The 23,783-nt window shown below is 68.6% G+C and carries 24 protein-coding genes and 1 pseudogene; 19 read left to right on the top strand and 6 right to left on the bottom strand.

Features of this window, described 5'->3' with window-relative positions; genetic code table 11:
- The first annotated feature begins 43 nt into the window (after positions 1-43).
- The 3 genes from DMH01_RS17295 (at position 44) to DMH01_RS17285 (ending at position 2,178) form a co-directional block, all read left to right on the top strand.
- On the top strand, positions 44-655 hold the full coding sequence (locus tag DMH01_RS17295) for a phosphoribosyltransferase (RefSeq protein WP_370323381.1): 612 nt from the start codon (positions 44-46) through the stop codon (positions 653-655).
- Between the two features lie 87 nt (positions 656-742).
- A complete protein-coding gene (locus DMH01_RS17290; protein WP_233621571.1) occupies positions 743-1,255 on the top strand; it encodes a dienelactone hydrolase family protein in 513 nt (170 codons plus the stop codon).
- The gene (locus tag DMH01_RS17285; protein WP_233621570.1) at positions 1,255-2,178 is read left to right on the top strand and encodes a universal stress protein; all 924 of its coding nucleotides are present in this window, start codon (positions 1,255-1,257) and stop codon (positions 2,176-2,178) included. The genes DMH01_RS17290 and DMH01_RS17285 overlap by 1 nt, the downstream gene beginning before the upstream one ends.
- An 8-nt stretch (positions 2,179-2,186) precedes the next feature.
- Here DMH01_RS17285 and DMH01_RS42730 read toward each other — a convergent pair whose 3' ends face one another.
- On the bottom strand, positions 2,187-2,477 hold the full coding sequence (locus tag DMH01_RS42730; RefSeq protein ID WP_158633238.1) for a DUF3040 domain-containing protein: 291 nt from the start codon (positions 2,475-2,477) through the stop codon (positions 2,187-2,189).
- Positions 2,478-2,571: 94 nt separating this feature from the next.
- Between DMH01_RS42730 and DMH01_RS17275 the strand changes: the two are divergent.
- Positions 2,572-3,805: pseudogene (locus DMH01_RS17275) on the top strand (erythromycin esterase family protein).
- Here the strand turns inward: DMH01_RS17275 and DMH01_RS17270 are convergent.
- Positions 3,714-4,181 (bottom strand): hypothetical protein, encoded by a 468-nt coding sequence (locus tag DMH01_RS17270; protein ID WP_233621568.1) that lies wholly within the window; start codon positions 4,179-4,181, stop codon positions 3,714-3,716. The pseudogene DMH01_RS17275 and the gene DMH01_RS17270 sit on opposite strands and share 92 nt — an antisense overlap.
- A gap of 156 nt (positions 4,182-4,337) precedes the next feature.
- On the opposite strand from DMH01_RS17270, the gene DMH01_RS17265 reads away from it, so the two are divergent.
- On the top strand, positions 4,338-5,279 hold the full coding sequence (locus DMH01_RS17265) for a glycoside hydrolase family 43 protein (protein WP_125677951.1): 942 nt from the start codon (positions 4,338-4,340) through the stop codon (positions 5,277-5,279).
- 62 nt (positions 5,280-5,341) lie between these two features.
- Positions 5,342-5,575 carry a DUF6480 family protein gene (locus DMH01_RS17260; protein ID WP_125677949.1) on the top strand — a complete coding sequence of 78 codons (234 nt, stop codon included), beginning with the start codon at positions 5,342-5,344 and terminating at the stop codon, positions 5,573-5,575.
- Here the strand turns inward: DMH01_RS17260 and DMH01_RS17255 are convergent.
- Together DMH01_RS17255 and DMH01_RS17250 are read right to left on the bottom strand one after the other, a co-directional pair.
- On the bottom strand, positions 5,562-6,290 hold the full coding sequence (locus tag DMH01_RS17255) for a dienelactone hydrolase family protein (protein ID WP_125677947.1): 729 nt from the start codon (positions 6,288-6,290) through the stop codon (positions 5,562-5,564). The two genes, DMH01_RS17260 and DMH01_RS17255, sit on opposite strands and share 14 nt — an antisense overlap.
- A gap of 10 nt (positions 6,291-6,300) precedes the next feature.
- Positions 6,301-7,647 carry an MFS transporter gene (locus tag DMH01_RS17250; RefSeq protein WP_125677945.1) on the bottom strand — a complete coding sequence of 449 codons (1,347 nt, stop codon included), beginning with the start codon at positions 7,645-7,647 and terminating at the stop codon, positions 6,301-6,303.
- 446 nt (positions 7,648-8,093) lie between these two features.
- Between DMH01_RS17250 and DMH01_RS17245 the strand changes: the two genes are divergently transcribed.
- The 8 genes from DMH01_RS17245 to DMH01_RS17210 are packed head-to-tail and all read left to right on the top strand — an operon-like array spanning position 8,094 to position 14,988.
- Positions 8,094-9,563 carry a 2-hydroxymuconic semialdehyde dehydrogenase gene (locus DMH01_RS17245; RefSeq protein ID WP_125677943.1) on the top strand — a complete coding sequence of 490 codons (1,470 nt, stop codon included), beginning with the start codon at positions 8,094-8,096 and terminating at the stop codon, positions 9,561-9,563.
- Entirely contained in the window at positions 9,560-10,351 is a 792-nt protein-coding gene (locus DMH01_RS17240) for a 2-keto-4-pentenoate hydratase (protein ID WP_233621567.1), read from the top strand. The genes DMH01_RS17245 and DMH01_RS17240 overlap by 4 nt, the downstream gene beginning before the upstream one ends.
- On the top strand, positions 10,348-11,280 hold the full coding sequence (locus DMH01_RS17235) for an acetaldehyde dehydrogenase (acetylating) (protein WP_125677939.1): 933 nt from the start codon (positions 10,348-10,350) through the stop codon (positions 11,278-11,280). Before DMH01_RS17240 ends, DMH01_RS17235 begins: the two co-directional genes overlap by 4 nt.
- Positions 11,277-12,284: a 4-hydroxy-2-oxovalerate aldolase gene (dmpG, locus tag DMH01_RS17230; protein ID WP_125677937.1), complete on the top strand. Its 1,008-nt coding sequence runs from the start codon at positions 11,277-11,279 to the stop codon at positions 12,282-12,284. The genes DMH01_RS17235 and dmpG overlap by 4 nt, the downstream gene beginning before the upstream one ends.
- Complete coding sequence (locus tag DMH01_RS17225) at positions 12,281-13,048, top strand: 2-keto-4-pentenoate hydratase (RefSeq protein ID WP_199745519.1); 768 nt, start codon at positions 12,281-12,283, stop codon at positions 13,046-13,048. Before dmpG ends, DMH01_RS17225 begins: the two co-directional genes overlap by 4 nt.
- A complete protein-coding gene (locus DMH01_RS17220; protein ID WP_125677935.1) occupies positions 13,045-13,473 on the top strand; it encodes a RidA family protein in 429 nt (142 codons plus the stop codon). The genes DMH01_RS17225 and DMH01_RS17220 overlap by 4 nt, the downstream gene beginning before the upstream one ends.
- Positions 13,470-13,991 carry a 3-hydroxyanthranilate 3,4-dioxygenase gene (locus DMH01_RS17215; RefSeq protein WP_125677933.1) on the top strand — a complete coding sequence of 174 codons (522 nt, stop codon included), beginning with the start codon at positions 13,470-13,472 and terminating at the stop codon, positions 13,989-13,991. The genes DMH01_RS17220 and DMH01_RS17215 overlap by 4 nt, the downstream gene beginning before the upstream one ends.
- Position 13,992: 1 nt before the next feature.
- The gene (locus DMH01_RS17210; RefSeq protein ID WP_125677931.1) at positions 13,993-14,988 is read left to right on the top strand and encodes an amidohydrolase family protein; all 996 of its coding nucleotides are present in this window, start codon (positions 13,993-13,995) and stop codon (positions 14,986-14,988) included.
- 5 nt (positions 14,989-14,993) lie between these two features.
- Here the strand turns inward: DMH01_RS17210 and DMH01_RS17205 are convergent, their stop codons facing one another.
- Positions 14,994-15,917 carry a LysR substrate-binding domain-containing protein gene (locus DMH01_RS17205; protein WP_125677929.1) on the bottom strand — a complete coding sequence of 308 codons (924 nt, stop codon included), beginning with the start codon at positions 15,915-15,917 and terminating at the stop codon, positions 14,994-14,996.
- 26 nt (positions 15,918-15,943) lie between these two features.
- Here DMH01_RS17205 and DMH01_RS17200 point away from each other — a divergent pair, with 26 nt between their 5' ends.
- From DMH01_RS17200 to yicI, 5 genes are all read left to right on the top strand, one after another.
- Complete coding sequence (locus tag DMH01_RS17200; protein WP_125677927.1) at positions 15,944-17,119, top strand: carboxylesterase family protein; 1,176 nt, start codon at positions 15,944-15,946, stop codon at positions 17,117-17,119.
- A 181-nt stretch (positions 17,120-17,300) separates the two neighbouring features.
- A complete protein-coding gene (locus DMH01_RS17195) occupies positions 17,301-18,578 on the top strand; it encodes an ABC transporter substrate-binding protein (protein WP_125677925.1) in 1,278 nt (425 codons plus the stop codon).
- The gene (locus DMH01_RS17190) at positions 18,575-19,459 is read left to right on the top strand and encodes a carbohydrate ABC transporter permease (protein WP_125677923.1); all 885 of its coding nucleotides are present in this window, start codon (positions 18,575-18,577) and stop codon (positions 19,457-19,459) included. Before DMH01_RS17195 ends, DMH01_RS17190 begins: the two co-directional genes overlap by 4 nt.
- Positions 19,456-20,268 carry a carbohydrate ABC transporter permease gene (locus tag DMH01_RS17185; RefSeq protein WP_199745517.1) on the top strand — a complete coding sequence of 271 codons (813 nt, stop codon included), beginning with the start codon at positions 19,456-19,458 and terminating at the stop codon, positions 20,266-20,268. Before DMH01_RS17190 ends, DMH01_RS17185 begins: the two co-directional genes overlap by 4 nt.
- Positions 20,265-22,517 (top strand): alpha-xylosidase, encoded by a 2,253-nt coding sequence (gene yicI, locus DMH01_RS17180; protein ID WP_125677921.1) that lies wholly within the window; start codon positions 20,265-20,267, stop codon positions 22,515-22,517. The genes DMH01_RS17185 and yicI overlap by 4 nt, the downstream gene beginning before the upstream one ends.
- 232 nt (positions 22,518-22,749) lie before the next feature.
- Here the strand turns inward: yicI and DMH01_RS17175 are convergent, their stop codons facing one another.
- Entirely contained in the window at positions 22,750-23,757 is a 1,008-nt protein-coding gene (locus tag DMH01_RS17175; protein ID WP_125677919.1) for a LacI family DNA-binding transcriptional regulator, read from the bottom strand.
- Positions 23,758-23,783: the final 26 nt, after the last annotated feature.

Genomic DNA, 23,783 nt, shown 5'->3' with positions numbered 1-23,783 from the left:
GTCACGTATCGCGCGTTCGCCGACCGGTAGGGCCGGTCGGCAGTTGGCCCGCCTGATCGGGCGGCCGGAGTGGCCCGATCCGGTGGTGCTCGGGCTGGCGAGGGGCGGTGTGCCGGTCGCCGCGGAAGTCGCCCGCGAACTCGGCGCGCCGCTGGATGTCGCCGTGTCCCGCAAGATCGGCGCACCCGGCCACCCGGAGTTCGGGGTGGGCGCGGTGACGGCGGACGGGCCGCCCTACTACGACGTGGACACACTGCGCAGGCTCGGGCTGAGCCCGGCCGACCTGGAGCAGACGTGCGAAGCCGAGCGAGCGGAGGCCCGCAGACGGCTTCGTCGCTATCACGGCGATCGGGAGCCCGTCGCGTCGAGCGGCCGGGACGTGCTGCTGGTGGACGACGGGCTGGCCACCGGTGTCACGGCGACAGCCGCGCTGCGAGCTCTGCGTCAGGCGGAGCCGCGAAGGTTGGTGTTCGCCACTCCGGTGTGCGCCGTACGGGCGCCCGAGATGCTGCGCGACGAGGCGGACGACGTCCTCTGCTTGGTCGAACCTGAGGAGTTCAGGGCCGTCGGCCAGTGGTACGTGGATTTCTCCCAGACAAGCGACGAGGAAGTCGTCTCGCTGCTGGGAGGTTTCGGCGACCGACGCACGTGGTAGTCCTGGCGTTGTCAAGGCCCGCGCAGTTGGGGAGTGACGCCATGACCGTTCCGGTCGTCATCGATTCCGCCGGGGTCGGGTTGTCCGGTGACCTGGTGGTCCCCGGCGACCCCCGCGGGATTGCTGACCGAGGACGAGGAACGCGCCGACCGGAGCACCGGGGAGTTGCGCTTCGACATCCCGCTGCTCGCCGACCGGGTGGTCACCGCGGTGCACGAGATCGGGAACCACGAGGTGGTCCGCGGTCTGCCGATCGGATTGTTCGGTGCCAGTACGGGTGCGGCGGCGGCGTTGATCACCGCGGCAAGGGAGAAGTCCGTTCGCGCCGTGGTGTCCCGTGGTGGCAGGCCGGATCTGGCGAGCGGCGCCTTGACCGAGGTGCGGGCTCCGACACTGCTGATAGTGGGCGGCCTCGACCATCCGGTCCTGGAGCTGAACCGGCTCGCCGCCGGGCGACTCGTCGCGCCGAACCGCATCGAGGTCGTGGCCGGGGCCACCCATTTGTTCGAAGAACCGGGAGCGCTGGCCGAAGTGGCGAGACTGGCGACGGACTGGTTCGACCGGCACTTGCCGGGGCGACCGGCAGGACGTGAGCAGTGATGTCATCACCGGAATCCACAATGGACAGGGGAGCCGTCGTTACGGGCTATGACGGCTCCGAAGAAGCACGGAAGGCCGTGCGCTGGGCCGCGGGAGAAGCCGCCGCCCGCGGCCGCGGCATGGTCATCGCCCACGTAGTCGGGTTCCCGCCCGTGCCCGAGGCGATCCCGGGCGGGGCGTGGCCGCGGCCGGGGTTTCTCGAAGCCGGTCAGGAGACAGCGCAGCGGCATGCCGAAGCCATGCTCGGCGACATCGCGCAGGAATGCCGCCGGGAATGGCCGGATCTGGCCGTTTCGACCCGGCTGTTGTCCGGCCGCGCACCCGACGCGCTGGCCGGCGCCGCGGAAAACGCGGACCTGCTGGTCATCGGGTCGTCGGGGCTCACCGCGCTGCCCAGGCTCCTGGTCGGCTCGACGGCCAACGAACTCCTGCACGACTACCACCGGCCCATCGTGGTGGTGCGCGCCGGCGACGAACCGTCGGCGGACGGCGATCGCAAGGTCGTGGTCGGCGTCGACGGATCCGAGACCAGCAGGGAAGCCATCGGGTTCGCCTACGAGTTCGCCGACCGGCACGAGTGTGTGCTGGTGGCGTTGCACGTCTGGTCCGATCTTCCGCTCGAAGCGATGGCGGTGACTCCCACCGAACACGACAGGGAGATCATCGAGGAACGGGGCAAGCCCCTGATCGACGAATCGCTGGCCGGGTATCGGGAACGGTATCCGGACGTCCCCGTCCACCGGGTGATCGCCGTCGACCGGCCGGCCCATGCGCTGGCGGAGCAAGCCGAGGGTGCCGCCCTGCTGGTCGTCGGCAGTCATGGACGCGGCCCGCTACGCCGGGCTCTGCTCGGATCGGTCAGCCGGGCCATGGTCCACCACGCGCCCTGTCCCGTCGCCGTGGTCCGCCACCACAAGGGCTGAGACCGGCGTCAGGTCTGGGAACCACTTCGATCCACGGCCGGCTTCGCCCGGAAGGTGTTGTGCGTCCACACGAGCGCACTCGCGGCGGCGACTCCGCCCAGGAACACGAGACCCCTGTCGCTGAAGAGACCCACCATGATCATGAGGATCGCGGTGATGTCGGCGACGACGAGCACGATCCACCAGGTCTGGACGCTCGCGGGAGGCTTCACCTGGTCGAACGCGGCCACGAGGTCGGGATCGCTCGCGGTCAGGTCTTCCTCGATCTTCTGCAGGACGCGGCGGTCTCGGCGTAGCACGATGCCTCCTTTGTCGTCGTGTACCGCGCTTACCCGCCGAGGCCCGGGGCAAACGGGCCGATTCGCGGCGCCGGCTTCCGGGTAGCCGAATGGTATGGATCCGGTGTCGGAGGCAAGGCGAGCGGCGCGGCCACTGCGTGATCCGCGAGATCTGGACGTGGTCTTGGAGCGGACCTCGTCAGCTCGGTGTGTGCTGATCGGCGAGGCGTCGCACGGGACTTCGGAGTTCTACTCGTGGCGAGCCGAACTGACGAAACGGCTTCTGGCCGAACAGGATTTCTCTTTCGTGGCCGTGGAAGGGGACTGGCCGGACTGTCATCGGCTGCACTGTTGCACGGCAGGCGCACCGGGTACCGCGGACGATCCGGCCGAGGTAGTGGGGGAGTTCGAGCGGTGGCCCCGGTGGATGTGGGCGAACGAAGAAGTGGCCGGATTCGCCCGGTGGTTGCGCGGGTTCAACGCTTCACGCCCGCGACCGGCCGGCTTTCACGGTCTCGACGTCTACAGCCTGTGGGACTCGCTGCACGCCGTGCTGGACTACCTGCGAGCCCACGAACCCGACAGCGTGGACACCGCGTTGGCGGCGCTCCGGTGTTTCGAGCCGTACGCCGACCCCCAGGAGTACGCGTTCGCGACCAGGGTCGTGCCCGAGACCTGTGAACGCGACGTCGCCCGCATGCTCGCCGAGTTGCGTCCCGCTCTCGACGCGAGCTCGCTGCCTGGACTGGACGAGTCCTTCGTCGCCCGGCAGAACGCCGAAGTGGTCGCCGGCGCGGAGCGGTACTACCGGGAGATGATGCGCGGGGGCGGGCGGTCCTGGAACGTCCGTGATCACCATATGGCCGACACGCTCGACCGCCTGATGGCCGCCTACGGGCCGAAGGCGAAAGCCGTGGTGTGGGCGCACAACACCCATGTCGGTGATGCCAGGGCGACCGACATGGCGGCCGCGGGAATGGTGAATCTCGGGCAACTGGTCCGCGACGAGCACCCCGCCGGAGACGTCGCGCTCATCGGGTTCGGCACCCATCGGGGGAGGGTGATCGCGTCGGACTTCTGGGGCGGACCCGTACGTCGTATGCCGGTTCCGGAAGCCCGTGACGGGAGCGTCGAGGACTTGTTGCATCAAGCTGTTCCGGACGACGACGCGGTTTTCGATCGGCGTCGTCTACCACCCGAACAAAGAACGGGCAGGCAACTACGTACCGACGATCCTCGGTCGCCGATACGACGTGTTCATTCACTGCGACCACACCGACGCGGTCCGTCCGCTCCATCGGCTGGAGCCTGCCGACGGTGAACTGGAGACGTATCCGTTCGCGGAATAGCGCTCAACCAGCGGTCGGCCCGCTGCCAGATGAGCCGAGCGTCGACGCCGGTCGTGTTCCAGGTGGTGGCGCGTGTGGTACCGAGCTCGCGGTACTTACGCATGATCGCGACGTGTGCCGGCAACCCGACGAAACCGCGCAAGCCGTCGTGGTCGAGCCAGACGGAGACCGAGCCCAGCCGCCGGCGCAGCGGTTCGGCCCACAGCCACTGGCCGACCGCGCCGGGTAGCCGGGGCCACTCGCGGCTGAGCAGGTAACCCGCCCGGTAGGCGCCCGGTGTGCTCAGGAAGTCGTCGAGGGGCAACGCGGTGACGCTGACCAGCACGTCTCCGGAGAAGTCCGCGTCCTGGCCGGGGATCCACTTACTTTTGATCACGTGCGCTTATGATACGCACATGCTTACGATTGTGTCGACTACCCGAAGACGCGCGGATGAATCCCTCGGGACCGGGTGAACGGCCAAGTACACGCTTCCCGGTGGCAGGGCCCCGGTGACGCTGCCGACCGCGTCGTCCCGTCGACATCATCGGTCATGAAATTCATGCACCGCCTCATGACGCTCGCCGTGGTCATGGCCACGACACTCATGACCTCGCCTCCGGCCTCCGCCATCGGTACCCCGAGGCTGCTCATCGGGCAGGACTTCCCGGACCCCGACATCGTCAAGACCGACTCCGGCTACTTCGCCTTCTCGACGAGCACCGGCGCGGTGAAAGTGCCCTATGCGCACGCTCCGGCGCCGGAAGGTCCATGGCGGGTGGCGGGCGACGCTCTCGCGGCCGCACCGAAGTGGGCTAAACCGGACGGGGGGTTCTGGGCCCCCGACGTGACCCGGCTTTCCGACGGCACGTTCCTGCTCTACTTTTCGGCGGCGGTGGCGCCCGGCGGAGAGATGTGCATCGGCGTCGCGACCGCCGCGAAGGTCGAAGGGCCGTACACGCCTGCCGGAGACGGTCCACTGATCTGCGTCCCCGGCGACGGCGGTGACATCGACCCGCAGACCTTTGTGGACTCGGACGGTTCGCGGTACCTGATCTACAAGAGCGACGGCGCGGCGGTGGGGCCTCCGGCCGCGATCTGGTCGCAGAAGCTGCTCGCCGACGGGCGGACACCGGACGGCCCGCGGATCGAGCTCCTGCGCGCCGATCTCGCGTCGGAGAACGCGGTCGTCGAGGCGCCGTCGGTGGTGAAGACGGCGAGCCGGTACTTCCTGTTCTACTCCGCCGACACGTTCCAGAGTTCCGGCTACCACACGGGATATGCCTCCGCGCCCGCGCTGAGCGGGCCGTTCGTGAAAGCCGGTACCCCGTTCCTGTCCACCGATCTGCTCGGCGGCAAGGTCGACGCACCGGGTGGGGCCGACGTCGTCGACGGCCGGATCCACTTCCACGGCTGGCTCGGGGGTGGCCGCACCGCCCGTGGGATGTACCAGCTGCCCATCGGATTCCCGGACGACGTTCCGCAACTCGGCTGACAGGGTTTCGTCGTCGGCGTTCGGGTATCCGGACGGTGAGACCGACCGAAGGAGCACCGGCGATGACAGCCCAGCCACCCGACCCGGAACCCGAGAAAACCCGCCGCGAACCAGGAGGTGGTGTTTCGCCGGGTGCCACGCCGCCCGACTCGGCTCAGACGTCCGGGCTTTCGCACCCGCAACCGATGCCGTCCAAGGCGATGCCAGTCGCCTGGCTGATCCTCATCGGCGTTCTCGTCGTCCTGGCGAGCGGGTTCGTCGTCGCGCTGGCGCTGGGCTGGCTCAAACTGGGCTGACCACGGGAAGGCATTCGTCGAGCAGGTCGACGACGTCGCGCCACGCCCGTTCCGCGTGCCGCGCGTGGTAGGCGACGCCCGGGAGCACGGTATGGTCGACCGTGGGGTGATGGAAGGCGTGCTGGGCGCCGCCGTAGACCACGAGCCGCCAGTCGACGCCGGCCTGCTGCATTTCGGCGGTGAACGCCTCTCGCTGCTCGGGCGGCATGATCGGGTCTTCGGACCCGACGCCGGCCCAGACCGGGCAGCGGATACGCGCCGCTTCGCCTGGACGGCCCGTGGTCAGCGCGTTGATCGTGCCGATCACGCGCAGGTCGACGCCGTCCCGGCCGAGTTCCAGCGCGATCGCGCCGCCGGTGCCGTAGCCGATGGCACCGATCCGGTCCGGGTCGGTCCGCGGCTCGCCGCGCAGTACGTCGAGGGCCGCGTGACCGATCTCCCGCATCCGGTCCGGGTCGGCGAGCAGGGGCATCGCGTACGCCAGCATCTCGTCGGGGTCCGAGTACCAGCGCCCGCCGTTGATGTCGAAGGCCAGCGCCACGTACCCCAGCTCGGCGAGGGCGTCGGCCCGGCGTCGCTGGAAATCGTTCAGTCCCGGCCCTTCCGGCCCGATCAGGACCGCGGGACGGCGGTCGGCACCTTCGGGGAGCGCGAGGTGCCCGACCATCGTCAGTCCGTCGGCGGGGTACTCGACCGTGCGTGTGGTGACCGGCATGAACCGGACTCTAATGATCGTCGAGACCGGCCGGGCGGGTGTTCACGGACAGCGGAACCGCGTCGCGCGGTCCGTCCACTGTGGATTCCACGGGCAGGGACGGAATCAGCCGGAACAAGGCCATCGCGCTGACCATGCTGACCCCGCAGATCGCCGCCAGGTACCAGGTGATGCCGGTGGTCGAACCGGTGGCGTTGAGCACCGCGGTGGCGATCATCGGGGCGAGCCCGCCGCCGAGGATCGCGCCGCCCTGCAGCAGCAGCGACATCCCGGAGAACCGGACGTTGACCGGGAACGTGTCCGCGATGATCGCGCCCTGCACACAGTGGGTGATCGGGACGACCAGGCCCATGCCGGCCAGCGCGAGCATCGCGAGCACGGTGTTCCCGGTGTTCAGCAACGGGAAGAACGCGAGGCACCACAACAGGAGCGCGGCCGAGCCGGCGACGAACATGGTGCGCCTGCCGTGACGGTCGGCGATCCGCGTCCAGATCGGGATGGTGGCGAACCACAGCACGGCCGATCCGGTCACCGACAGGATCAGGAACTGCCGGTCGTAGTGGAGGCTCTGGGTTCCGTAGGACAGGGTGAAGACCATGAACACGTAGGCGACCGCCGAGTTCGCGACGCCGACCAGCAGGGTCAGCGCGAGCCTGCCGAAGCCGACCTTGAGCGCCGCACCGAGCGGGAACCGGACCACCTTGTCGTTCTGAGCCGCCCGGGTGAACGACGGTGATTCGGTGATCCGCAGCCGGATCATCAGGCCGATCGCGACCAGCACGAAGCTCAGGAGGAACGGGATCCGCCAGCCCCACGAGGCGAACGCGCTCGCGGGCATCAGCGCACTGCTGCCGAGGAACAGGAGATTCGCCAGCACCAGACCGGCAGGCGTGCCCATCTGCGGGAACCCGGCGTACCGGTTCCGTCGATCGGCGGGCGCGTGTTCCATCGACATCAGCGTCGCTCCCGCGCCTTCGCCGCCGAGCCCGATGCCCTGCACGATCCGCATCGCGACCAGCAGGATCGGCGCCCAGATGCCGATCGCCTCGTAGTTCGGGATCAAGCCGATCAACGTGGAGCCGACGCCCATCAACATCAGCGATACCACCAGCGTGGACTTGCGGCCGATCCGGTCGCCGAAGTGGCCGAACACGAGGCCGCCGAGCGGGCGGGCGATGAAGCCGACGGCGAAGGTGCTGAACGCGGCAAGGGTGCCGACCGTGGGGCTCAGCGAGGGGAAGAACTGCTTGTTGAAGATCAGTGCGGACGCGGTGCCGTAGAGGAAGAAGTCGTACCACTCGAGGGTGGTCCCGGCGAGCGTGGCGGCGGCGATTCTGCGGGGCGCGGGTGTGTTCATCTGCGAAAACCCAATCGACTCGGGCGACAGCCGAGCGCGGCTGCTGGCGATTGGGCAGAAGCCTGACACCGTGAGGCATAGGCCACAAATGCCGAATTGTCGGTCTGCCATGCCTGGACTGGTATAGCTCTGGAGGCCGGTCCCGCAACACGCTCGCTGGACCGGTGTGTTCGGCGGGCTCGGTACCCGTGCCCGCCCGAAGTACGTGAAGGCCCCCTTCCTGTACCTAGGCGCAAGGAAGGGGGCCTTTATGTACTGGGCAAGGTGTGAAGGTCGAGTTCCCTCGGCTGAGCCGAGGGAAGGGGGCCTTCACGGACCAGGCCCGGGGTGACGTTCGTGTGTCGTCCATCCCCCTGGAACCCAACGCTGCGGTATGTCCGTGAAGGTATAGCTAACGAGCAGATACGCATTTGTTCCGCATGGCAGCGCCCGCCAGAGTGAACGGCATGACGCAGTCAGTGCGGTGGATCCGCAACTTCGTGGACGGTGAGTTCGCCGAGCCGGACGGGCCGGGGTTCCCGGCGGTCGATCCGGCGACCGGCGCGGAGTTCGCCCGCGTGCACGAGGCCGACCGGGAGCTGGTGCACCGCGCGGTCACCGGCGCACGCGCCGCGTTGCACAACGGCTGGGCCGACACTCCGGTACGGGAGCGGACCGCGTTGCTGCGCCGCGCGGCCGACCGGATCGAGGCCCGGTTCGAGGAGTTCGTCGCGGCCGAGGTCGCGGACACCGGAAAGCCGATCACCCAGGCCCGCGAACTCGACGTGGCCCGCGCGGTGGCGAACTTCCGCACCTTCGCCGACGTGATCGCGGCCGCCGGCCAGGAGTCGTTCGTCACCGATCTGCCCGGTGGGGCGCAGGCGCTGAACTACGCGGTGCGCAAGCCGCTCGGTGTGGTCGCGGTGATCGTGCCGTGGAACCTGCCGCTGCTGTTGCTGACCTGGAAGGTCGCGCCCGCTCTGGGCTGCGGCAACGCGGTCGTGGTCAAGCCGAGCGACCAGACGCCGTCCACCGCGACCCTGCTGGCCGAGGTGCTGACCGAGGTCGGCTTGCCCGCGGGCGCCTACAACGTGGTGCACGGGTTCGGTGGAGATTCGGCGGGGCAGTACCTGACCGAGCATCCCGGTATCGACGGGGTGACGTTCACCGGCTCGTCGGCCACCGGAACCCAGGTGATGCGCACGGTCGCGCCCCGGGTCCGGCCGGTGTCGTTCGAACTCGGTGGGAAGAACGCCGCCATCGTGTTCGAGGACGCCGATCTCGACGAGACGCTCGCCGGGCTGGCCCGGTCGGTGTTCGCGAACACCGGGCAGGTGTGCCTGTGCACCGAGCGGGTGTACGTGCAGCGCTCGGTATTCGACGACGTGGCGGCCGGGCTGGTGGAGCGGGCGCGCGGGTTGCGGCTCGGCGACCCGTCGGCGGAGCGGACCACCACCGGCCCGCTGATCTCGCCGGAGCACCGCCGCAAGGTGCTGGACTACCTCGCGCTGGCCGAGGAGGCCGGCGCCAAAACCCTGACCGGCGGCGGGATTCCCGAGCTCGGCCCGGAACTCGACGGCGGCTCGTGGCTGGAGCCGACCTTGTGGACCGGCCTGACCAACAAGGACCGGCCGGTGCGAGAGGAGATCTTCGGCCCGGTCGCCGCGCTGATCCCGTTCGACACCGAGGACGAGGCGATCGCGTTGGCCAACGACACCGAGTACGGGCTCGCGTCCTCTGTGTGGACACAAGACCTGCGCCGGGGACACCGTGTCGCGCAGGCCATGCACGTCGGCATGTCCTGGGTGAACACCTGGTTCCTGCGCGACCTGCGCTCGCCGTTCGGCGGGATGGGGCTTTCCGGCATCGGCAGGGAGGGTGGCGCGTCTTCGCTGCACTTCTACACCGAGCCGACGAATGTGTGCGTGCGGCTGTGACCGCGGCGATCGAGGCGGCAGCCGCCCGGCTCACGACCGCGGCGAGCACCGCGACCACCTGCCCGCCGGTGCGGGAATTTCTGGGCACGCAAGATGTCGACGCGGCCTACGCGGTGCAGCGCAGGCTGCGTGACGAGCGGCTCGCGGCGGGCGCCAGGGTGGCCGGGGCGAAGATCGGGCTGACCGCACCCTCGGTGCAGCGGCAGTTCGGCGTCTACCAGCCGGACTTCGGCGTGCTCTTCGACGACATGTTGTACGCGCACACCGAACCCGTTCCGTACCGGCGGTTCCTGCAACCCCGCGCCGAGGGCGAGATCGCGTTCGTGCTCGGCCGCGATCTGGACGAGCCGGGCGCCTCGGTCGCGGACGTGTTGCGGGCGACGGAGTTTGTTCTGCCGGCGATCGAGATCGTGGACTCCCGGATCGACGCCTGGGATCTGTCCATCGTGGACACGGTCGCGGACAACGCGTCCAGTGGCGCGGTGGTGCTGGGATGCACCCCGCTCTCGTTGACCGGCCGGGATCTCGCCGCGACGGGGATGACGTTGGAACTGGACGGGGAACCGGTGTCGTTCGGTGCGGGCCACGCCTGCCTCGGCTCGCCGGTGGTCGCGGTCGCGTGGCTGGCTCGCGAGCTGGCAGCCCGCGAGCAGCCGTTGCGCGCGGGCGATGTGGTGATGTCCGGGGCGCTCGGCCCGATGGTGCCGGTCACGGGAGCGGGCCGGTTCCGGCTGCGGCTCGACGGACTCGGCGAGGTCGACGCGGTGATCGAGGAGGAAACTCAGTGACAGCAACGGTTCCGGTCGCCGTCATCGGCTCCGGCAACATCGGTACCGATCTGATGATCAAGGTGCTGCGGTTGTCGAAGACCCTGCGGATGGCCGCGATGGCGGGTATCGACCCGGCCTCGGACGGGCTGGCCAGGGCGGCCAGGCTCAAGGTGGCCACCACCCATGACGGTATCGACGGCCTCGCCGCGCTGCCGGAGTTCGCCGATGTGCGGGTGATCTTTGATGCGACGTCGGCCGGTGCGCACCGTCGGCACGCCGAGGTGGCCGAAGCGCACGGCAAGCTGATGATCGACCTGACCCCGGCCGCGCTCGGCCCGTTCGTGGTGCCGCCGGTGAACCTGGACGAGCATCTCGCCGCGCCGAACGTGAACATGGTGACCTGCGGCGGACAGGCCACGATCCCGATCGTGGCCGCGGTGTCCTCGGTCGTCCCGGTCGCGTACGCGGAGATCGTCGCGTCGATTTCGTCCCGCTCGGCCGGACCCGGGACCAGGGCGAACATCGACGAATTCACCGAGACCACCGCGGCCGCGATCCGCGAGGTCGGCGGCGCCGCGCTGGGCAAGGCGATCATCGTGTTGAACCCGGCCGACCCGCCGATCGTCATGCGGGACACGGTGTACTGCCTGGTCGAGGGCGAGCCGGACCAGGAGAAGATCGCGGCGTCGGTCCGCCAGATGGCCGAGCGGGTGCGCGAGTACGTGCCCGGTTACACCCTGAAACAGGAAGTGCAGTTCGACCCGGTGCGCCGGCAGTGGGTGCCCGAACTCGGCCGGGAGATCACCGGGCTCAAGGTCTCGGTGTTCCTCGAAGTGCTCGGCGCGGCCCACTATCTGCCTGACTACGCGGGAAATCTCGACATCATGACCTCGGCGGCGCTGCGCACGGCCGAGCGGATCGCCGAACTGAGGGGGTGGCTCGGATGAAGGTCTACCTTCAGGACGTGACCTTGCGCGACGGCATGCACGCGATGGGGCACGCGTACACAGTGGACCAGGTCCGGCGGATCGTGTCCGCTGTGGACAAGGCCGGGGTGGCGGCGATCGAGGTCGCGCACGGCGACGGGATCGGCGGGTCCAGCGCAACGTACGGATTCGGCGCGCACACCGACGAAGAGTGGATCACCGCGGCCGCGGAGGTGATCGAGAACGCCACGCTGACCACGTTGCTGCTGCCCGGTATCGGCACCATCGGACAGCTGCGTCGCGCCCGCGACCTCGGGGTGCGCAGTGTGCGGATCGCCACGCACTGCACCGAGGCCGACGTGGCCGCGCAGCACATCGCCTGGGCCCGCGAGCAGGGCATGGACGTGTCCGGATTCCTGATGATGAGCCACCTTTCCCCGCCCGCCGCGCTCGCCGAACAAGCCCGGCTGATGGAGTCCTACGGCGCGCACTGCGTGTACGTCACCGATTCCGGCGGGCGGTTGACGATGAACGGGGTCGCCGAGCGGATCGACGCGTACCGGCAGGTGCTCGACCCACAGACCGAAATCGGCATCCACGCGCACGAGAACCTTTCCCTTTCGGTGGCGAACAGCGTGACCGCGGTCGAGCACGGCGCGTACCGGGTGGACGTCGCGCTGGCCGGACAGGGCGCGGGGGCGGGCAACTGCCCGGCCGAGCCGTTCGTCGCGGTCGCCGACCTGCTCGGCTGGGAGCACGGCGCGGACCTGTTCGCGTTGCAGGACGCGGCGGACGACCTGGTCCGCCCGTTGCGGGAACGGCCGGTCCAGGTGGACCGCGAGACGCTGACCCTCGGTTACGCCGGGGTGTACTCGAGTTTCCTGCTGCACGCCGAGCGCGCGGCCGCCCGCTACGGGCTGGACACCCGGCGGATTCTCACCGAGGTCGGCAGGCGGAAGCTGGTCGGCGGGCAGGAGGACATGATCGTGGACATCGCACTCGACCTGGTACGGAGCAGCACATGATGACCACCGAGGAGATCTCGGCGCTCGCCGATCGGCTGGACGCCGCGCAGACCACGTGCGCGGACACCCCCAGCCTCGCCGACGACCACGCGTTCGACATCGCCGACGCGTACGCGATCCAGGCCGCGCTGGTCGCCCGCCGCGAAGCGCGTGGCGAGCGGGTGCTCGGGGTCAAGCTGGGGCTGACCAGCAAGGCGAAGATGGCTCAGATGGGCGTGTCCGAAGTGATCGTGGGCAGGCTCACCGACGCGATGCGGGTCGCCGACGGCGGCGAGGTCTCGCTGGCGGGCTTCATCCACCCCAAGGTGGAGCCGGAGGTCGCCTACCGCCTGGCCAGGGACATCGACCTCGCCGACCCCGCGTTCGACGTGGAGTCCGCTGTGGACGCGATGGCGCCCGCGATCGAGATCATCGACTCCCGGTACCGGGATTTCCGGTTCACCCACACCGACGTGGTCGCGGACAACACTTCCGCCGCCGGGTTCGTGCTCGGCCCGTGGCGCGCGTTCGGCGAGGTGGCGAACCGGGCGGTGCGGCTGCGCTCCGGGGACCGCGAGGTGATCGGCTCGACGGCGGCGATCCTCGGCGATCCGGTGCGCGCGCTCCACGCGCTGGTCGAGCTGTGCCGGAAACGGGACATCCCGTTGCGGGCCGGGCAGGTGGTGCTGGCCGGGGCGGCGACCGAAGCGGTGCCGTTCGCGCCCGGCGTCGCCGAGGCGGACATCGCCGGACTCGGCCGAGTTTCGGTGCGGGGGCTGGCATGAGCGGACGAGTGATCTCCGGGCTGGCCAAGCCGAGGGGCCGGTTCCCGCATGTGAAGGTCGCGGGAGACCTGATCTTCGTGTCCGGGACGAGTTCCCGCCGCCCGGACAACACGTTCGCCGGCGTCGAGGTGGACGAACTCGGCACCACGAACCTGGACATCCGGGCGCAGACCCGTGCGGTGATCGAGAACATCCGCGGCATCCTGCACGAGGTCGGCGCCGACCTCACCGACATCACCCAGATCACCACCTTCCTGGTTTCGATGAACGATTTCGGCGGCTACAACGAGATCTACGGCGAATACTTCGACGAAACCGGCCCTGCCCGCACCACGGTCGCCGTGCATCAGCTGCCGCATCCGCATCTGCTGATCGAAATCCAGGCGATCGCTCATCTACCGAAAGACACGGAGGTCCCGCGATGACCCGCATTCCCGACGTCGTCAATTTCCAGGCCTGGATCGCCGAGCACGAGCATCTGCTCAAGCCGCCGGTGAACAACCGGACCATGGCGCTCGGCAACGATTTCATCGTGCAGATCGTCGGCGGGCCGAACCAGCGCACCGACTTCCACGTCGACCCCTACGAGGAATGGTTCTACCAGCTCAAGGGCAACATGCACGTGAACATCATGACCGACGAAGGCCAGAAGACCATCCGCATCTCCGAAGGCGACACCTGGTTGCTGCCGGGCGATATCCCACACTCGCCGCAGCGCCCGGAGGCCGACTCGATCGGCCTGGTCATCGAGCGTGTCCGTGAAGAGGGAACGCTGGAGAAGTTCCAGTGGTACTGCCTCGAATGCGCCGCGCTGGTGCACGAGGTGGAACTCCAGGTGCGCGACATCGTCGAGGACCTGCCGCCGGTCTTCACCGCCTTCTACGGCGACGAGCAGGCCCGCACTTGCGGGAACTGCGGAGCCCTTCACCCCGGGAAGGGCTGAGATGACCGGCCTGATCGACATCCACACGCATTACGTGCCGAACGGCTGGCCGGATCTGCGCGCGGACGCCGGACCGGACGCGCCGTGGCTGCGCGCGGAAACCGAGTCCGAGGCGATGATCATGATGGGGGACAAGGAGTTCCGCCGGATCGCCGCGGACTGCTGGAACGCGGAGACCCGGCTGCTGGACATGGACGCCGACGGTGTGCGCACCCAGGTGGTCTCCCCGACGCCCGCGTTCTTCAACTACGGCCGGACCGGCGAGCAGGCGGGCCGGATCGCCCGGATCTTCAACGACCTGGCGCTGGAGATCGTCGCACCGGCGCCGGATCGCCTGATCCCGTTCTGCCAGGTTCCGTTGCAGGACACCGACGCGGCATGCCGTGAATTGGAACGCTGCCTGGCGGCGGGGCATCGCGGGGTCGAGATCGGCAACCACGTCGGCGACCAGGATCTGGACAGCGCCGGGGTGGAGACCTTCCTGCAGCACTGCGCGTCACTCGGGGTTCCGGTGTTCGTGCACCCGTGGGACATGGCCGATTCGCCCCGGCTGGACCGGTGGATGGCGCGGTGGCTGACCGCGATGCCCGCGGAAACGCATCTGTCGATCCTGGCGCTGGTGCTCGGCGGGGTCTTCGACCGGATCGACGCGAGCCTGAAGATCTGCTTCGCCCACGGCGGCGGGTCGTTCGCGTTCTGGCTCGGCCGGATGGAGAACGCCTGGCATCGGCGGAACGACGTCATCGGCACCTCGGAGTTCCCGCCGTCGCACTACCTCGACCGTTTCCACGTCGACTCGGTGGTCTTCGACGAGCGGGCACTGCGACTGCTCGTGGACACGCTCGGCGCCGAACGGGTGATGGTCGGCAGCGACTACCCGTACCCGCTCGGCGAACGTCCGGTCGGCGAGGTGGTGCGCAAGAGCGGTTTCCTGAGCGAGACCGACCGGCAGCTGATCACCAGCGGAAACGCCGAACGCTTCCTGTCCTTGTCGTGACCGTCCTAAGGGGACATTCCAGTGGCGACGTCGGTGAGGCTGCGGATCAGCGCGTCCACCGACGGGCTGAGGGTGCGCTGGGCGGGCAGGGTGAGTCCGACGCTGTGCCCGATGGGCTCCAGTGCCAGCGCGACCCTGGTGATCCTCGGGTCGTCCTTGGTGATCAGGCTGGGCAGCGCGGCGATCACGTCGGTCTCCAGCAGCAGTTGCCGCACCGTGAGGAACGAGGTGGTCTCCACCCGGTTCGCGGGCAGCGGGAAGCCGTTGCGGGTGAACAACTGCTCCAGCTCACGGCGCAACGCGGTTTCCGCTCCGGGCAGTATCCACGGATACTCCGCGAGGTCGGCCAGCTCGACGCCGGTCGCGCCCGCCAGCGGATGCGCGGTGCGGACCACCAGGTCCACCGACTCGTCGTACAGCTTGCGCCGCTCGATCCGCTCGTCCGACGGCGCGGTCAGCCTGCCGATGATCAGGTCGACCCGGCCCGCCTCCAGTTCGACCAGCAGTGCTTCCGGAGAACCCTCCCGGACCACGATGGTCAGGTACGGCCGCTCGGTCTTGATCGCCGCGATGGCACGCGGCAGCAGCATGTTCGACCCCGCGAGATGGGTGCCGACCACCACCGTGCCGCGTTCGGCGTCGGCCAGTTCGGCGACGTGCCGCCCGGCCTGCTCGAGCTGGGCGAGCACCGCGCGGGCGTGGCCGGTGAACGCCTCGCCGAACACGGTCGGGGTGATACCGCGCGGGCCGCGTTCGAACAACCGCACGTCGAGGATCTCTTCGAGTTCGTGCAGACTTCGGGTCGCCACCGGCTGCGTCACGTGCAACTCGGCGGCGGCCCCGACCACGGTGCCCTGCCTGGCCAGCGCGTCGAGCAGGACGAGATGGCGGAACTTCAGTCGGCCGTCCAGCAGGCGAGGCAAGATCACCAGCCGATCCTACCCGCGAGGTGTGTATGACCACGATTGTCCGAACCGGACCGATTCGCTATGCCACAGCGGCGCGGTTCGCGCCGCCGGTCGCCGTTTCGGAGCGGACGCCGTCCAGCGGGCAGATCAGCCCGCAACCGCCGTCCCGGCTGGACCGGGTGATGGGGCCGCCGCGCGATCGCCTGCCGCAGGGCGAGGACTGTCTCAACCTGACGATCAGCACCCCAGGCCTCGATGACGGACGCAGGCCGGTGCTCGTGTGGCTGCACGGCGGCGGATTCTCCAGCGGCGGCGGGTTGCTGGACTGGTACGACGGCGGTGCGCTGGCGGCCGAAGGCGACTTGGTGGTGGTCGGCGTCAACTACCGGCTCGGCGCGCTCGGTTACCTGTATCTGGACGGCGTCAGCCCAGGCAACCTCGGGCTGGCCGACCAGCTGGAGGCGCTGCGCTGGGTGCGGGCCAACATCGCGGCCTACGGCGGTGACCCGGACAACGTGACGGTCGCCGGGCAGTCGGCGGGCGGCATCTCCATCCGGCTGCTGATGGATCTGCCGGAGGCACGCGGGCTGTTCCGGCGGGCGATCCTGCAGAGCGCGCCGCTCGGCCTCGGCGCCCGGCCGCCCGGGCAGGCGGAGAAACTGGGCCAGGTGTTCGCCGACGCGCTCGGCGCCGACCCGCGTACCGCCGGAATCTCGGAGATCCTTGCGGCGCAGAGGGAAACCGCGCTGACCAACCTCCGGCTCAGTGGCGACCCGATGGAGCCCGCGTTCCTTCCGGTAGACACGTCGGACAAGGCGTTCTTCGCGGACAACGTGCGTGATCTCGACGTGCTGTACGGCTGGAACGCCGACGACATGACCGCGTTCCCCGGCGCCGCCGGCACCGACGAGATCTACGTCGAACCGCTGGCCGCTTTCGGTGACGGGCTGCGCTCGGCCGGGGCCGGTGTCTTCTCATATCGCCTGGACTGGCGGCCCGAGGGGTCCGAGTTCGGCGCCACCCACTGTGTCGAGCTGCCGCTGCTGCTCGGCACCGAGCGAGCCTGGCAGGACAGCCCGATGCTCGGCAAGGTCCCATGGCCCGAGGTCGATGCCTTCGGCGTCGCCCTCCGCGCCGTCTGGGCGACCTTCGCCCGCACCGGCATCGTCGACGCCACTCCCGTCGCGAGCCACCCCATCCGCTTCGGTCCCGACATTCCGTGAAGGCTCAGGCGAAAAGAGCCTGACAGTAGAGGTGGGAGCGCGTCCGGTCAAGACGTTGTGCTGACCGGGCGCGCGGTCCTATCGTGTCCATCGAAGCGCTTCGACAGTTCGGGTCACCGCGGATTCCGAGAGAGCCACGATGGCCGGGGAGTATCACCGACTTCTCTGGAGGGAACCCTTGATGTCGAAGCGTGTACTGGCCGCCGCGATGGTCGCCATGCTGGCCATCGCGGGCTGCGGGTCCGGATCCGGCAGCGGCGACCCGAAGACCCTGAAGCTGTGGCACTACGAGCCGCCGGACAGCGCGATGGGCGTGGCCTGGGCCGAGGCGATCAAGCAGTTCGAAGCGAGCCATCCCGGCGTCAAGGTCGCCTTCGAGGAGAAGGGCTTCGAGCAGATCCAGAAGACGGCACCGATGGTGCTCAATTCGGGCGACGCGCCGGACGTCCTGGAGTACAACAAGGGCAACGCCACCGCGGGACTGCTGTCGAAGCAGGGACTTCTGACCGACATCAGCGAAGAGGTCGCCAAACGCGGCTGGGACAAGCAGCTCACCCCGGCGCTCCAGACCACCGCCCGTTACGACGAGAACGGCGTGATGGGATCCGGGAACTGGTACGGCGTCCCGAACTACGCCGAGTACGTGAAGATCTTCTACAACAAGGACATGTTCGCGCAGCAGGGCCTCGAAGAGCCGAGGACCTTCGAGCAGCTGACCGCGGCCATGGCCAAGTTCGCCGGTGCCGGGGTCACCCCGCTGGCCGTCGGTGGTTCGGAGTACCCGGCGCACCAGGTCCTGTACCAGCTCGCGCTCACCAAGGCCGACCGCGGCTGGGTGGACCGCTACCAGCGCTACACCGGCAAGGTGGACTTCCACGACGCCGCGTGGACCTACGGCGCGACGACCTTCGCCGACTGGGTGCGAAAGGGCTACATCAGCAAGGATTCCGCGGGAGTCGACGCCGAGGGCATGGGCATGTCGTTCATGCAGGGCAAGTACCCGATCATGATCAGCGGCAGCTGGTGGTACGGCAGGCTGGTGCGGAGCATCAAGGACTTCCAGTGGGGTTCGGTCCCGTGGCCGGGGATGACCTCGGGATCCGCGGGCAACATGTGGGTCATCCCCAAGGGGGCGAAGAACCGCGACCTCGCGCTCGACTTCATCGCGATCACGATGTCCCAGCCCATCCAGGACAAGCTGCGTGAGGCAGGCGGTGTCCCGGTGGTGAACGGCCCCACGCCACCGGCCGAGCCGCGGCTGAAGGATCTGGTGGAGGACTTCACCACTCTGTCCACACAGGACAAGCTGGCGTTCTACCCCGACTGGCCCGCTCCCGGGTACTACGACGTCCACGTCTCGGCGACGCAGAAGCTCATCACCTCGAGCGCCCAGCCGTCGCAGGTGCTCGACGAACTCGCCAAGCCCTACGAAGAGAATCTGGCGAACGTCGGCAAATGACCAGGGGACGGGGAAACTACCTGCTCTTCCTGATCCCCGGCGCGGTGCTGCTGATCGCGGTGATCCTGGTGCCGTTCGCGATGAACATCGGCATCAGCTTCACCCAGTGGTCCGGTGCCGGTGATCCGAAGTGGACAGGGCTGGACAACTACCGGCGGTTGTTCGCGGACGACGTCTTCTGGGCGTCGTTCCGCCACAACCTCGGGCTCGTGGTGGCGATGGCCATCGTGCCGACCGTGGTGGGACTGGTGATCGCGGCCGCGCTGTTCGATTTCGTGGCCAAACGATTCGGGACGCGGGCGGCCAGTGTGTTGCGGGCCTGTGTCTACCTGCCGCAGGTGCTGCCGATCGCGGTCGCCGGCATCGTGTGGAGCTGGATCCTGGCGCCCGAGGGCGCGGTCAACGAACTCCTCTCCGCCGTCGGGCTCGGCTCGCTCGCCCAGAACTGGCTTGGCGATCCGGACGTCGCGCTGTGGAGCGTGATGGGCGTGATGGTGTGGATCCAGGTCGGCTATCCGGTGGTCATCTTCATGGCCGGGATGCAGCGTGCCGACCCGTCGCTGCACGAGGCGGCGGAGCTGGACGGCGCGTCGTGGTGGGGCCGGTTCTGGCATGTGACGGTGCCTCAGCTGCGGCCCGAAGTCTTCGTGGTCCTGCTGACCTGCACCATCGCCGCGCTGAAGGTTTTCGGGCCGATCTACGTGCTGACCAGGGGAGGCCCGGGAGGGTCCACCAACGTGCCGTCGTACTACTCGTTCCAGAACTTCTTCGAGAAGACGCAGGTCGGCTACGGCGCGGCGATCGCGACCGTGCTCACGGTCCTGATCCTCGTGCTCACCACGGTGTTCCTCCGTATCCAGAGGCGGGGTGAGCACGCGTGAAACGGCACGTGACGCTCTGGTCGTTGATCGTTCTCGCGATCGTGATGCTGGCGCCGTTCCTGGTCGTGGCGCTGAACGCGCTGAAGTCCCCGGCCGAATACGCGGCCGACGGCCCGCTGTCCTTTCCGGACGGCGTGTACCTGCAGGGGCTGATCGACTTCTGGGTCCGGGTCGGGTTCGGGCAGAAACTGCTCAACAGCGTCGTGATCAGCGGGTCGGTCGCGGTCCTCGCGGTGGTGATCTCGGTGCTGAACGCCTACGCGCTGGGCATCGGCCGGATCCGCGGCAGGACGTGGATCCTGGTCGCGTTCCTCATCGCGAACACGCTGCCGCAGGAAGCACTGGCGTACCCGCTGTACTTCCTCGCCAACGAAACCGGCCTCTACGACACCCAGCTCGGCGTGATCATCATCTTCACGATCATCCAGGCCGCGTTCGGCACCTATCTGCTGTCCTCGACCTTCGTCGGATTCCCGCACGAGCTGCTCGAGGCCGCCTATCTCGACGGCGCGAACAAATGGCAGACCCTGGTGCGGATCGTGGTGCCGATCAGCAGGCCGACGCTGGGTGTGCTGTTCGTGTTCTTCTTCATCTGGACGTGGAACGAGTTCTTCCTGCCGCTGATCCTGCTGATCTCCAACGACACCCAGACCGTCCCGGTCGCACTGGGTGTGCTGCAGGGCCAGCGGATGATGGACGCGACCATGACCAGTGCCTCGGCGTTGCTCGGGGTCATCCCGGCGATCGCCTTCTTCCTGATCTTCCAGCGGACGTTGACACGTGGCATCACGGCAGGGGCGGTCAAATGAAGTTCAGCAACGGATACTGGCTGTTGCGCGACGGAGTGCAGGCGGCGCATCCGGTGGAGGTGTACGACCTCACCGCGGGGGGCGGCCGGATCGTGGTCCACGCGCCGACCCATCGCATCCGCCACCGCGGCGACCTGTTGAAGGGACCGGTGGCGACGGTCGGGTTCTCCTCGCCGATGCCGGACGTGATCAAGGTGAGCGTCACGCATTTCGAGGGCGGGCTGCCGCGAGAACCCCGCTTCGAGCTGTCGGCCGCCGATGACGAGGCGAAAGTCTCCGAGGACGGGCACACGCTCACCGCCGGCGCGTTGTCGGTCCGGCTCCACCGCGGCGAAGGGTGGAAGGTCGACTTCGTCGCGGGCGGCAAGGTGCTCACCACCAGCGGCGCCAAGGGTATGGGCTTCATGAGCCTCGACGGCGAGCACCATGTCCGCGACCAGCTGGACCTCGGCGTGGGAGCCCAGGTCTACGGGCTCGGCGAGCGATTCGGGCCGCTGGTGCGCAACGGGCAGGTCGTCGACATCTGGAACGCCGACGCCGGCACGAGCAGCGAACAGGCCTACAAGAACGTGCCGTTCTACCTGACCAATGCCGGTTACGGCGTGTTCGTCAACCATCCGGGGCACGTGTCCTTCGAGGTCGCCTCGGAGGCGGTGTCGCGGGTGCAGTTCAGCGTCGTGGGCCAGTCGCTGGAGTACTTCGTCATCTACGGCCCGAGCCCGAAGGAGATCCTGCGCAAATACACGGCGCTGACCGGCAGACCGGCGCTCCCGCCCGCGTGGTCCTTCGGGCTGTGGCTGTCGACGTCGTTCACCACGTCCTACGACGAGAAGACCGTCTCGGGATTCGTCGACGGCATGATCGAACGTGACCTGCCGCTGAGCGTGTTCCATTTCGACTGCTTCTGGATGCGCGAGTTCAACTGGTGCGACTTCGAATGGGATCCGCGGACGTTCCCGGACCCCGTCGGCATGCTGGAGCGGCTCAAAGCGCGGGACCTGCGTATCTCGGTGTGGATCAACCCGTATGTGGCGCAACGGTCACCGTTGTTCGCCGAGGGCGTCGCCGGCGGGTACCTGCTGCGGAAGCCGAACGGTGACGTGTGGCAGTGGGATCTCTGGCAGCCGGGGATGGCGCTGGTCGACTTCACCAACCCGGCCGCGCGTGAGTGGTACGCGGCCAAACTGGACGCCCTGCTCGCACAAGGCGTGGACTGTTTCAAGACCGACTTCGGCGAGCGGGTGCCGACGGACGTCGTCTACTTCGACGGATCCGATCCCGAGCGGATGCACAACTACTACACCTACCTCTACAACCAGACCGTCTTCGACGTGCTCCGCAAACGGCGCGGGGAGGGCGAAGCCGTGGTGTTCGCGCGCTCCGCGACCGCGGGGTCGCAGCAGTTCCCGGTGCACTGGGGCGGCGACTGCGAGTCGACGTACGAGTCGATGGCCGAGAGCCTGCGGGGCGGCCTTTCCCTCGGCCTGTCCGGTTTCGGGTATTGGAGCCACGACATCGGCGGCTTCGAAGGCACTCCGGATCCGGCGCTGTTCAAACGGTGGATCGCGTTCGGGATGTTGTCGTCGCACAGCAGGTTGCACGGCAGTTCGTCCTACCGGGTGCCGTGGCTGTTCGACGAGGAGGCCGTCGACGTCCTGCGGGTGTTCTCCAAGCTCAAGGCTCGGCTGATGCCATACCTGTGGCAAGCGGCGGCACAGGCGGCGGCCGAGGGCACACCGATGATGCGGGCGATGGCGCTGGAGTTCCCGGCGGATCCGGCGTGCGCCCACCTGGAGCGGCAGTACATGCTCGGCGACTCGCTCCTGGTGGCGCCGGTTTTCTCAGACGAAGGCGAAGTGACCTACTACGTGCCGGACGGCGTGTGGACCGACTTCTTCACCGGCGACGAGATCCAGGGTCCGCGATGGGTGACCACCGTCTGCGACATGCTCACCGTCCCGCTGCTGGTGCGTCCCGACACCGTTCTGCCGCTGGGCGCCGTCGACGACCGACCGGACTACGACTACGCCGACGGAGTCACGCTGCGGCTGTACCGGCTGGAGGACGGCACCCGGATCACCACTGCCGTCGACGGCTCGACGTTCCGCACGCGCCGGGAGGGCGACGACGTCCACATCGAGGTCGACTCCGCGCCTGATGGCTGGCGGGTGGAGTTCGCGGGGGGTGACGAGACGATCGTGGCGACGGGAAGCGCGTTGACGATTCGCGGTGCTGGGTCGCCAGCCTGAGCGCCGCCAAGACTCCGTGGATTCCGGGCGCAGTTGGTCCCAGGCCACGGCAATCCCCACGTGCACCCCATGTGCATCAGCAGGCGCAACGGCTGCGCGTGAAGGCCCCCTTCCCTCGGCTCAGCCGAGGGAAGGGGGCCTTCACACCTTCCTGAGTACATGAAGGCCCCCATCCTTGCGCCTAGGTACAGGAAGGGGGCCTTCATGTACTCAGGTGTCGAGCCGGTCGGGCCTAGGAAGGCGCGAGGCCCGTGCTGCCCCGTTCGGTCAGGCGGGGTGAAAGCAGCCGGACCTCGGCCTGGCCTCCGTCGTCGAGGCGGCGCATCGCCATCTCGACGGCGAGGCTGCCGAGTTCGGCGGCGGGGATGGCGATCGACGTGAGCTGGACCGACTGCGCCTCGGCCATGTCCTCCGGGCAGACGGCCAGTACCGAGATGTCCTGGGGAACCTGCTTGCCGCGACGGTTCAGCTCGGACAGCAGCGGGCCGAGGATGGCCTCGTTGTGCACGACCAGCCCGGTGACGCCGGGGTGTTCGGCGAACACGTCGTCGAGGCAGGCGCGCAGGGCGTCGTAGGAAGGCGCGCACGGGAACGAACCGGCGCGCATCTTGCGTTTCGTGGCCGTCTGACGGAATCCGCGCAGGAAGCGGCCCGCGTAGCTCGTGCCGCGTTTGTAGACCGCGGGAGAGGGGCCGATCAGCGCGACCTCGCGATGGCCGAGGTCGGCCAGATGCGTGACGCTCGCGGCGCCTGCCGCGGTGAAGTCGAGATCGACGCAGGTCAGGTCGCCGGGGTCGGCGGGAACTCCGATCAGTACCACCGGCCGGTGCAGGGATCTCAGCACCGGGAGACGCGGCTCGGAGGTTTCGACGTCCATCACGATCAGCGCGTCCGCGATGGCGGACGCGGCGATCCGGCGCAGGCCGTCCGGGCCTTCGTTCTTGGTCAGCAGGAGGACGTCGTGGTCGTAGGTGCGTGCCTCGGTGACGGTGGCCGCGACGAACTGCATGACCACCGGGACGTTCAGGTCCGTCCGCAGCGGGACGACGAGCGCGAGCACGTTGGTGCGGCTGCTGGCCAGCGCGCGGGCGCCCGCGTTCGGGTGGTAACCGAGTTCGCTGATGCTGTGCTGGACGCGGCGGCGGGTGTCCTCCGAGATCGAACGCCGTCCGGACAGCACGTAGGACACGGTGCTCGGGGAGACCCCGGCCGCCCGGGCGACATCTGCGATGGTGACCATCAGCCGATGATAGAGGGAGTCGAATC

This window comes from Amycolatopsis sp. WAC 04182, from assembly GCF_003947465.1.
In the GTDB taxonomy this organism is placed as follows: Bacteria; Actinomycetota; Actinomycetes; order Mycobacteriales; family Pseudonocardiaceae; genus Amycolatopsis.
This window is presented reverse-complemented; position numbering and strand designations above follow the sequence as displayed.